This window comes from Kitasatospora sp. NPDC058243 (assembly GCF_042882025.1).
Lineage (GTDB): Bacteria > Actinomycetota > Actinomycetes > Streptomycetales > Streptomycetaceae > Kitasatospora.
In genome coordinates this window covers 180,719-189,407 of the sequence record NZ_JBHVWW010000001.1, presented here as the reverse complement: position 1 = coordinate 189,407, position 8,689 = coordinate 180,719, and the positions used below count along the sequence as shown (strand labels likewise).

Genomic DNA, 8,689 nt, shown 5'->3' with positions numbered 1-8,689 from the left:
GCTGTTGTTGTGTTTGGGGGGGACCCCGCCACACCCCTTTCCTTCGCTCCCCCCCTTTTGGGGGGCATGGCCGGCGCCGGTGGACCGGAATTGAGCGAATTCACGTCACAGAAAATTCGACGGCGATCAAATCGCTGCGGGGACTTGCGGTGATGCGGCCGGGCGAATTTCCGTTCGGGTCCCGCTCCGCCGGTTCGTCAGAGGATTTGGATGGAGTTGACCCTCGGCGGGCGGTTCGGGTACGTGATGTCGGTCCAGCGGTTGACCCTCACCGAGTCGCCGTTGGCGTCGGAGTAGACCAGGTCGTTGTTCCCCGTGGAGATCCGGTCGATCCACCACCCGCCGAAGCCGATCGTCCCCCCGTTCGCGTAGCAGTCGACGCTGTCACGGCCGTCGAGGTGCGACCAGATCTTCAGGAAGTCATTGCGGCTCCCGTCACACTGGACGTGGTCGATGGCGAAGGCGTTGCCGGACGGCACGGCCACGGTGAGCGTGGCCGCCGCGGCGAAGGCCATCGCCATCGAGCTCACGACCTTCTTCGCTTTCGAGATCATGGATTCTCCTCAGCCGGATGAAATTTCGAATCGGAGTCCGCTTCGCAACGAGTTTCGGTTGCGTCGTGCTCGATCAGTATCCAGACCGCCTTTGTGAGGGTCAATCGAACAAACCTCGACCTTACTTGTTCTCGGTCATTTCCATCCGGACTTTCGGCGAGGCGTGGGGTGTGTTGTTCTGGTGTGTCGCGAGTGGTTCCGGGGCCGGGCGGACGAGCCGTCGACCGAGATCGCCTACCGGCTGCTCTGACGTGGGGTGATGGTCCGACCGCCGACCGCGTGCGACAGATGTTGGGGGCACCTGGCTGGGAGAGGGGGGTGGGGCTGGCGAGTTCGCGCATGACGTGTCGGGTGTTGCCGGGTGAGGGCGGGGTGGCGTCCTCACGCCCCCGGCCGACCGCCGGGGGCGTGAGGACGAACCGGCCGGGCGGTGAGGTGGCCGAACTCGCTGAGGGTTGTCCCGCAACCAAGGCGCGCAGCGACTCCGTTCCCGTCGAACGCGCGGGTCAGCGGGTGCGGCCGCGGGGCTTGAGGAGGGTGCCGGGGACCTCCGGGGCGGGGCGGCGGTTGCCCGGGTAGCACTGGACGGCGCCGAAGCGGTCGGTGGCGGCATGCCACTCGTCGCGAGCCTGGACGATGTCCTCGTGGGACCGCCCGATGAAGTTCCACATACCACGTGATCCGGGATTCTTCCCAGGTCAGGGGTGTGGCGGGCCATCCGCGGTCAGCAGAACGTCAGCATTGGACGGGATGGAGACCGCACACGATGGCACCGAGGACCCTGGCCCGTGGCATGGGCACCTTCTTCAAGACCTGTGAGCACCCGCAGTCGCGGTGGCCGAAGTGCCCGCACACCTACGTGATCCGCTTCCGCAACGCCTCCGGGCGGCAGACCGAGGAGTCGGGCTTCGCCACCCGGGACAAGGCGATCGACCGGCTCACCGAGATCTACCGGGCGAAGCGCGAGAACCCCTGGAGCCAGAGCAAGGCCGAGCGCAACCGCAAGTACGGCGCGATGAACTTCGGGGCGTACACCGAGGAGTGGAAGGCCGGCCAGCGCTCGCTCGCCCCGGCTTCGCTGCGGCACCTCGACTCCCTGCTGGAGCACCACCTCTACCCGGCCTTCCACAGCCGCCGGATGGAGACCTTCGACCACAAGGTGGTCGACGCCTTCATTCAGACCATGGAGCGCAACGGCGTTGGCCTGGCGACTCAGTCCAACGCTTTCGACAAGCTCAAGTCGATCCTGCTCGACGCCCACCGCCTCGGCCTCTATCCGGAGAACCCGCTCGACGGCGATGGCCTGGCGGGGCCGGGTGCGGCGGGTGCGCACGGCGGGGGTCAGCGTGTGGGTTGAGGACACTTCGGTTCCAAGTGGGCTGGGACGGCGGGAGGTTCGGTCAGGGTGACGGTGCCGGTGGCCAGGGCGATGGCGGCGGCGTGGGTACGGCTTCGACGCGGGGAGAACGCCCGTACCACGTGCGCCTCGGCGGCGCGGGCTTCCCGCAGGCTCAGACCGACACCGCGCGCCCCGGCTGCGCTGAGCGTGCCGGTGCAGATCAGGGCGAGGACGGCCCGCCCCGCCTGGTCCAGTTCGGGCAGACGCTCAGGCGCGTCGATCCGCCCGGGGTCGATCAGCGAGGCCGAGATCAGCCGGGCGACCAGGTGGGCGTCGTCCACCACGGCCCACCGTCGGCGCAGGTCGGCCAGGCTGTACTGGACGAAGTACTCCCCGGTGTGGAACCGCCGGGCGATCTCGGGGACGGTCAGCCCCTGAGCGGCCAGTTCGGCGATCTGCCGCTCCCGCTCGGTGATCTCGGGCACCGGGGCACGCCGGGGCTCCGTCCTCGGGATGACGGTCGCGGTGGTCAGGACCTGGCGGGGCCCGGCCGCTGCTGCCACAGGGGCCTGATCGACTGTGCACACCACCAAGACCTCGTCCATGGCCACACCGAGTTGGTGGGCGGCTGCCACGTAGGCGGCGGTGCCGTCACCCGTGCCCTGACGTACGGCGGACGACCAGGCGCAGGCAAGGCCCACCACCGAGACGGCGCCAACCGGATCAGCGGCCGCACGCGGCATCACCAGGGCACACGGGATGTCGAGGGCCAGCGCCTGGTGCACCAGACGAACGACAGGCGGCGCGGCTTCTCGGGGCGTTGCCCCGGCGAGGACCTCCAGCAGAGGCGGAGTTGATGGGAGCCCGGCCAGAACCCCCAGATGGACGACGAGGCCGTGTACGGACCGCAGGGTGTCGCCGAGCTGGAGCACCTGGCCGGAGCCATGCCCAGGATTGGGCGGGGCATCGCCTACGGGTCGGACGGTACGGCGCATGGATACACGGCCCGCTGGTCCTTTCTCTCGCGGATCGGTGCGGCCCTGGCCCGAAACAGCTGCCGTGGGTGTGGTGAGGCTGGCGAGGGTGTCGCCAGCGGGGTCGATCAGTTGGTGTGCAAGCGCCCGTCGAACGGCAACGACGCGTTGCTGGACGGCCAGGGCATTCAACACGTTCTCCTCGTAGCGCTCCGCCGCGCTCTCAGCGACGTCCAGCGCGCGGGCGATGTCGAGTCGGGTCCCGCCGACCGCCCATATGCGCAGGACCAGCACCTGCTCGCCCGTCAGAACCGGCGGCTCTCCCTCCGGTCTGGTGAGGGTGAGCTGGCCGGACTGCCAGGCCCGTACGAAGGCGTGAAGTCGGCCCGCCGCGCCCAGGCGGTCGTACGACTGGGACAGGTACCGCTTGACGGTCTCGACGCTTACTTGCAAGGCCTTGGCGATCTCGGCGTTCCTCATCCCCTCACCGACCAGCTCCAGAACCGCGACATGGTGCGCGGTCAACGTCGTGGGCGGACCGATGACCTTCATCGGTCCACCCCCGTGTCTCCGATGGGGACGGGTAGGAGGGGGTCTGCGAGCGCCAGGACCAGGCCGCCGACAAGGATCACGCTCAGCAGGACCGTCGGTCCCTGCAGCACCGCCTGGCCGTGGCGGAACTCCGCTGCGGTCGCCACCCCGGTCGCGAGCACGAGCAGAAGGCGGGATGCCCCCAGGAGCACACCCGCGAGCCGCCTCGCGCCGCGCGGCATCAGTGCGCCCCAGCCGGTTGCGGAACCTCGCTGAGCTTCATGTCCGGCCAGCCGTCGCCGAGGGCCCGCAACGGCACCAGGTCGTCGAGCACAGCCACCGCCGCCGCCTGCTCCCGGCTCCGGACCCCGAGCGTGGTCAGGATGGTCTGGGTGTAGGTCCGAACCGTGTTTCCGGTCAGGCCCAAACGCTTCGCCGTGGCCACCGCATCCTCCCCGGCGACGAGGCCGGCCAGGATCTCCATGTGGCGAGGCGGCAGCGTCTTGCCAGTGGGGTTCCTCACGTGCGCGTCCTCGCGTCGCACCAACCCCCAGCTCGCGCCCAGGGCGGCGGCGTGGAAACGCCTCGTCGTGCCGATCTTGGTCAGCAGCGTGATGATGGCGGCTCCGACGCCGTCTTCATCGATCCCGGTGGCGCGGCTGATCGCGGGGTGCAGGCCGCCGCCGGCCACCTGTCGCAAGAGAAGGACGTCGACGTCGGAAAGGGCCGGCTTGATGGGAAGAGAAATAGGCATGGCGGAACTCCGGGAGAACGGGGTTGGAGGAGGCGGTTACTGAGCGGACCGCAGACGGTCGAGAGCGGCGATCAGCGCGGGGCCGATCCGCTGGGCGGCGTGGGGGCCGATGGTCAGGATCAGGTCGCCGCTCTGAACGAGGGAGGTGACCAAGGACTCGGGGCCGGGTTGGTGAGGGCCGGACTCGTAGCGGATGACCGAGCCCGTGGAACTGGCGCCGAGGATGGTCTCGATCCCGTCGGCGTGGTCCTGGTGGCGGGGGAACGTCGAGTGGACAGGCAGCAGAACGGTCTGGTCCGCGGCGGTCAGGGCGTCGGCGATCAGACCTGCGAGGGCGTTCGACCGCAGGTGGCCGGAAGGCTCGTACACGGCGACCACCGCGCCCTCGGTGAGCATCCGGGCACCCTGGAGGTCCGCGGCGATCTCCTTCGGGTGCACAGCCCTGGACTCCACGACATCGACGCCGCATTTCGAACCGAGCCGGGTCAGCGACCGTTCGACGCCGGTGAACGTACCCAACCCGTCGATCAGTTCGGCACCGGGAACGCCAAGTGCCCAGCCTGCGGCGAACGCCGCCGTCACGGCCATGGCGGAGTTCGTCCCGGCGACCGGCGCGGTGAAAGCGTGGCGCTCGCCCCCGGCCCGAACGGTGACTCGGTGGTCCTCCCCGGTCCAGAGCCTCCCGAGGGCTTGCACGTCCACATCAGTACCTCGGCCGACGGTCACTACCCTCGGCCCCGGCCGACGGCGGAGCTGGTCCGCGAGCTCCTGGCAGCCGGGCTGGGTGGCCCACAGCACCACTGCCGCGCTCCGTCGGGCGAGGACCTCCATCTGATCCATCGCCTCCGCCTGGTTCCAGAAGCACGGTGGTGCCGCGTCCACGGCAGTCACCAGCGTGACGGTCGGACTCAGGCCCTCGCCCAAGGTGCGCCAGCGCCATCCAGGTGGAGAGGCCTCATGGCAGGAGCTGTCCGGGCACAGGTCCACCACCAAGACCTCCCCGTCACCGTCGTGGCCGATGGAGTCGCCCACCGGCGCCTCGGTGAGGATCCACCCCGGATCGCGGCCGGTGAGCGCACGGGTGAGCGCGGCGGCGGCCATGGTCGTGGAGCGGCTGCCCGCGACGGCTACGGTGGTCGGTGTCGTGCCGGCCACCAACTCGACCGCCCTCGCGTAGCCCATGACGGGAAGGCCACGACCAATGGCGTGGTCCAGCACGTCGCGGACCGCAGCGTTGTCCCCGCCCCAGATCATCGAGGCCGTGCCCGGGTTCGCCGTTCGCAGCTCGGGACCAGCGCGTTCGAGGCGCTGCAGCAGCTCTGGGCGAGGGCCAGCGTGCGACGGCGAGGCCGTCACCTTCGCGTGCCGCCGGGCGAGGTAGGAGGTCAACCCGGCCATGCCGGGACTGTGCGGGTCGGGGAAGTGGACGGCCGAGAGGACAGGGGGCAGCGGCAAGGGGCGTGCCGCCGTCTCGGAGGTGACCGCCGCCGAAGTCCCGCTCATGCTGCGACCGTCACGGTGAGGCCGTCGTCCGCCAGTTGGACGAGGCGGAAGGCGATCTCTCCCAAGTGGCTGTTGTCCGTCGTAGCGCACACCACGGAGAGCATCGAGCCGTCGCTGGCGCCGACCAGAATCAGCGTGCGGCCGAAGCGGTCCTCGATCACGGCGTGGCCCCAGGGGCTGGAATCGCCGGTGCGGCGACCGATGATGTCGGAGCTGTGCCTGCTCGCGGCGTTGAGGGTTGCCATCACCGCCGCCCAGTGGTCGGCCTCGCTGGTGCCGATCCCGGGCGAGGTGCCGAGCACCAGGCCTTCGGGGCTGACGTGGATGGCGGCGACGACACCGGCGGTGCCGGTGACCAGGTCGTTCAGGAACTGGGGGCGGAGCACAGTGAACCTCCGGGTGGTGAGGATCGAGGCCGACAGGACGGGCCTGACCCGGCAGGCGCCGATTCACGGGTTGGCGACGAGGCAAGGAGCCCGCGCCAAACCCGAGTTCGGGCAGGACACGACCAGAGTGACGAGGAAGGTGGTGTGAGCGCGAGGGGGTGGATGGGGACGCGTCGGCTGTCCCCATGGGTGACGGCGGCGCCCTCGAAAGGCCGTACGGGCGCGAGCCGGTGTAACGCCCCTCGGCGAGTTCAGGGGACGATCGGAGCGCGACGCGGGCTCGCGCCCGGCGAGATCAGATGGCCGTCCAGCCCCACGGGCGGTTGCCCTCGCGTCCTTGGATACAGGCGAGGCGGTAGTGCGCCTGAGCGCGGTGCCGCGTCGGGTCTGCGGTAGCGAGCTGGAGAGCGAAGCAGGTGACCCGTAGCTCGCGGAGGTTACGCAGAAGCGGGTAGCCCGGCCAGGTGGTGACGTCGGCGCCGTAGGTGGTGCAGATGGCGTCGTACTGCTTCGCGGTCACGCTGCCGAACGAGGTGAAGCCGGTCGCTATCGTCGCCAGGTCCCACTCGGGCGGGCCGACGGAGGTCCGTTCGAAGTCGAGGAGGTAGGTGGTGGTCTTGGCGACCGCGGTGTTGCCGCCCCAGGCGTCCCCGTGGATCACTCGGTGTGAAGCCTCATCAGGAATCTCGTCCCAGGCAGCCTGGAGGTCCGCGAGGTGCCCCTGGAGCCAGTCACGCTGCTGTGGTTCGAGCGTCACTGCTTCGTCTATCCGTTCGGCGATCCGGACAAGGGGGTCGAGGACACCTAGGTTGATGTGCCCGGGCACCGGCAGCTGGTGCAGCTGGCGCAGGAGCGGCGCCATGTCGACGCCGGTCCCCGGCCGGTGGAGCGGCAGCTCGTACCAGAAGGTGACAGGGCGACCGTCGACGCAGACGATGGGCTCGGCCAGTTCCTCCACCGGCCGAACGACCGGCATGCCGTTCTCGTGGAGCCAGCGAGCCACCGCGATCTCCCGCACCGCCACCGGCCACTGGCCGCTCCTAGCGACGCGGGCCACGAGGCCCGCACGGAGCCGCCACAACGCGTTCTCGCCCAGCCGGATCAACTCCGCGCCCTCGGCGGACAGGCCGACGCCGGCGCATGCCTTGAGCAGGACGGCATGGGAGCTGCTGGCTGTGGTCACCCGTCCACCGTAGCGGCGATCTGGGCACGCAAGCCCTGGAGGCCAGCGTTCCGGCCGTACCGGCTGGCGAGGACCGCCAGGTCGTGCAGATCCTGTACGGCCCGCTGTGAACGGAGCTGGGCGACCTCGGCCACGGCCAGCTCGGCTTCCGGCAGCGCGGTCTCGGGGTTGCCGATGGCCAGCAGCAGGCCTGCCAGCTTGGTTCGGCTGAACGTACGAGATCGGGCGAAGGACTGCGCGTGACCGTCAACAGCAGTCCTGAGTCTGGTGATTGCGTCGTCGACCTGGTAGCCGGCGAGCGCGAGGTCGTAGGCGGCGTGGCCGGTGTCGCCGTGGTGCTGGGCACTGTCGTAGTAGGCCATCCACGACACTTCCTGGTCCGTGCGGAGTCGGGTGTACTCCTCATCGGACATCCCGATGGCTGTGAGCGCGGCCTGGCGGTTCCCCATTTTGGCGTGCGCGCGGGCGGCCGCGTTGTGCAGCATGGCGCGCTCGGCCGCGGAGAGGCGGTCAGATCGAACCAGGCCCATCTCCGCCAAAGTGACGCCGTCGTCGTGCCGTTCGCACCAACTGGCCAGGCGGGAACGCAGGTTGTAGGAGACGGCTCTCGCGGACCAGTCTCCTACTTCCTCCGCCAGCTCGGTCGCCCAATGAAGGCACCGGCGAGAGTCGCCGTGTTCGCCGGCGTCCAACAGGACGGCCCCGGTGGCGGAGGCGAGGCGGCTGGCCGCGGTGAGCAGCTTGGCTCGCAGCGCCTCGTCGCAGGGCGCCGACGTCAGGCTGCGGGCCCAGTGGAACTGTGCGATGGCGGTTGCTCGCACGAGGCCGCCTCCGCCGTACAGGTTGTCCGAACCGCGCAGGGCCACGGCAGCTGACTGGACATGGGTCACGTCCCCCGGACGCACTGGCGTCCCTGCCTCCAGCAGAGGGAGCACGGTTGAGGCGGTGATCGGGGTCAAGGCTTCGGCTAACAGCCCGCCTGCGGCTACGGACGCGCGTCGCCCCATGGGTTCCAGTGTGCTGACCGGCGGAGGCAGTTGGGGAGTCTGCGCGACCTCGGCGGCAAAACTGTCCCCATCACGCAGCTTATCCAACCGCATCTGCACCAGCACCAGGCTGCGAGTCAACGCCCCGCCGGTATCCAGTGCGACGTCGAGCGCCTCGGCGTGCTCCGGTAGACAGGTGCGTTCTCCGCGCTCCATCTTGCCGATCAAATCGCCGCTGAGGTGCACCAACGCACCCAGCTGGTCCTGTCCGTACCCGCGCAACATGCGCCACTGCCGGATCTCGTTGCCCAGCCACTCCTCAGGCGAACGCTCCGGATGCAGTGCGTTGGGCCGTGCCGCCATCTCGTCCCCTTCGGCCTGTCGAAGGGGACGACCGCTGTGTCCCCATCGGCAGGGATGGACTTACCCGTAGACCGGGCATTGATAATGGTTTCACTCCGTGGCAGTCCGAGGGCAAG

General features: G+C 69.6%; 8 protein-coding genes and 1 pseudogene. 1 reads left to right on the top strand and 8 read right to left on the bottom strand.

Going from position 1 to position 8,689, the window contains the following annotated elements; translation table 11 throughout:
• Nucleotides 1–197 precede the first annotated feature (197 nt).
• Both ACFVX9_RS00775 and ACFVX9_RS00770 read right to left on the bottom strand, forming a co-directional pair.
• Nucleotides 198–554, bottom strand: coding sequence for a beta/gamma crystallin domain-containing protein (locus ACFVX9_RS00775; protein ID WP_350876292.1), 357 nt, complete (start codon nt 552–554; stop codon nt 198–200).
• A gap of 506 nt (nt 555–1,060) precedes the next feature.
• Nucleotides 1,061–1,222: pseudogene (locus ACFVX9_RS00770) on the bottom strand (pirin family protein); the annotation flags it as partial.
• A 98-nt stretch (nt 1,223–1,320) separates the two neighbouring features.
• Between ACFVX9_RS00770 and ACFVX9_RS00765 the strand changes: the two are divergent.
• Entirely contained in the window at nt 1,321–1,911 is a 591-nt protein-coding gene (locus tag ACFVX9_RS00765; protein ID WP_387979686.1) for a hypothetical protein, read from the top strand.
• Here ACFVX9_RS00765 and ACFVX9_RS00760 read toward each other — a convergent pair.
• The 6 genes from ACFVX9_RS00760 to ACFVX9_RS00735 all read right to left on the bottom strand — a co-directional run bounded on the left by ACFVX9_RS00760 (nt 1,896) and on the right by ACFVX9_RS00735 (nt 8,573).
• On the bottom strand, nt 1,896–3,419 hold the full coding sequence (locus ACFVX9_RS00760; protein WP_387979684.1) for a LuxR C-terminal-related transcriptional regulator: 1,524 nt from the start codon (nt 3,417–3,419) through the stop codon (nt 1,896–1,898). The two genes, ACFVX9_RS00765 and ACFVX9_RS00760, sit on opposite strands and share 16 nt — an antisense overlap.
• A gap of 220 nt (nt 3,420–3,639) precedes the next feature.
• The gene (locus ACFVX9_RS00755; RefSeq protein ID WP_387979682.1) at nt 3,640–4,152 is read right to left on the bottom strand and encodes a LuxR C-terminal-related transcriptional regulator; all 513 of its coding nucleotides are present in this window, start codon (nt 4,150–4,152) and stop codon (nt 3,640–3,642) included.
• A gap of 36 nt (nt 4,153–4,188) precedes the next feature.
• On the bottom strand, nt 4,189–5,655 hold the full coding sequence (locus tag ACFVX9_RS00750) for a hypothetical protein (protein WP_387979680.1): 1,467 nt from the start codon (nt 5,653–5,655) through the stop codon (nt 4,189–4,191).
• Nucleotides 5,652–6,041, bottom strand: coding sequence for a roadblock/LC7 domain-containing protein (locus tag ACFVX9_RS00745; RefSeq protein ID WP_387979678.1), 390 nt, complete (start codon nt 6,039–6,041; stop codon nt 5,652–5,654). The genes ACFVX9_RS00750 and ACFVX9_RS00745 overlap by 4 nt, the downstream gene beginning before the upstream one ends.
• A 295-nt stretch (nt 6,042–6,336) precedes the next feature.
• Entirely contained in the window at nt 6,337–7,224 is an 888-nt protein-coding gene (locus tag ACFVX9_RS00740; protein WP_387979676.1) for a phosphotransferase enzyme family protein, read from the bottom strand.
• Nucleotides 7,221–8,573 (bottom strand): helix-turn-helix domain-containing protein, encoded by a 1,353-nt coding sequence (locus ACFVX9_RS00735; RefSeq protein WP_387979674.1) that lies wholly within the window; start codon nt 8,571–8,573, stop codon nt 7,221–7,223. Before ACFVX9_RS00735 ends, ACFVX9_RS00740 begins: the two co-directional genes overlap by 4 nt.
• Nucleotides 8,574–8,689: the final 116 nt, after the last annotated feature.

Coding starts and splice junctions, on each gene's coding strand:
- ACFVX9_RS00755 (WP_387979682.1), bottom strand. CDS start 4,152: ATGCCTATTTCTCTTCCCATCAAGCCGGCCCTTTCCGACGTCGACGTC.
- ACFVX9_RS00760 (WP_387979684.1), bottom strand. CDS start 3,419: ATGAAGGTCATCGGTCCGCCCACGACGTTGACCGCGCACCATGTCGCG.
- ACFVX9_RS00765 (WP_387979686.1), top strand. CDS start 1,321: ATGGCACCGAGGACCCTGGCCCGTGGCATGGGCACCTTCTTCAAGACC.
- ACFVX9_RS00750 (WP_387979680.1), bottom strand. CDS start 5,655: ATGAGCGGGACTTCGGCGGCGGTCACCTCCGAGACGGCGGCACGCCCC.
- ACFVX9_RS00775 (WP_350876292.1), bottom strand. CDS start 554: ATGATCTCGAAAGCGAAGAAGGTCGTGAGCTCGATGGCGATGGCCTTC.
- ACFVX9_RS00735 (WP_387979674.1), bottom strand. CDS start 8,573: ATGGCGGCACGGCCCAACGCACTGCATCCGGAGCGTTCGCCTGAGGAG.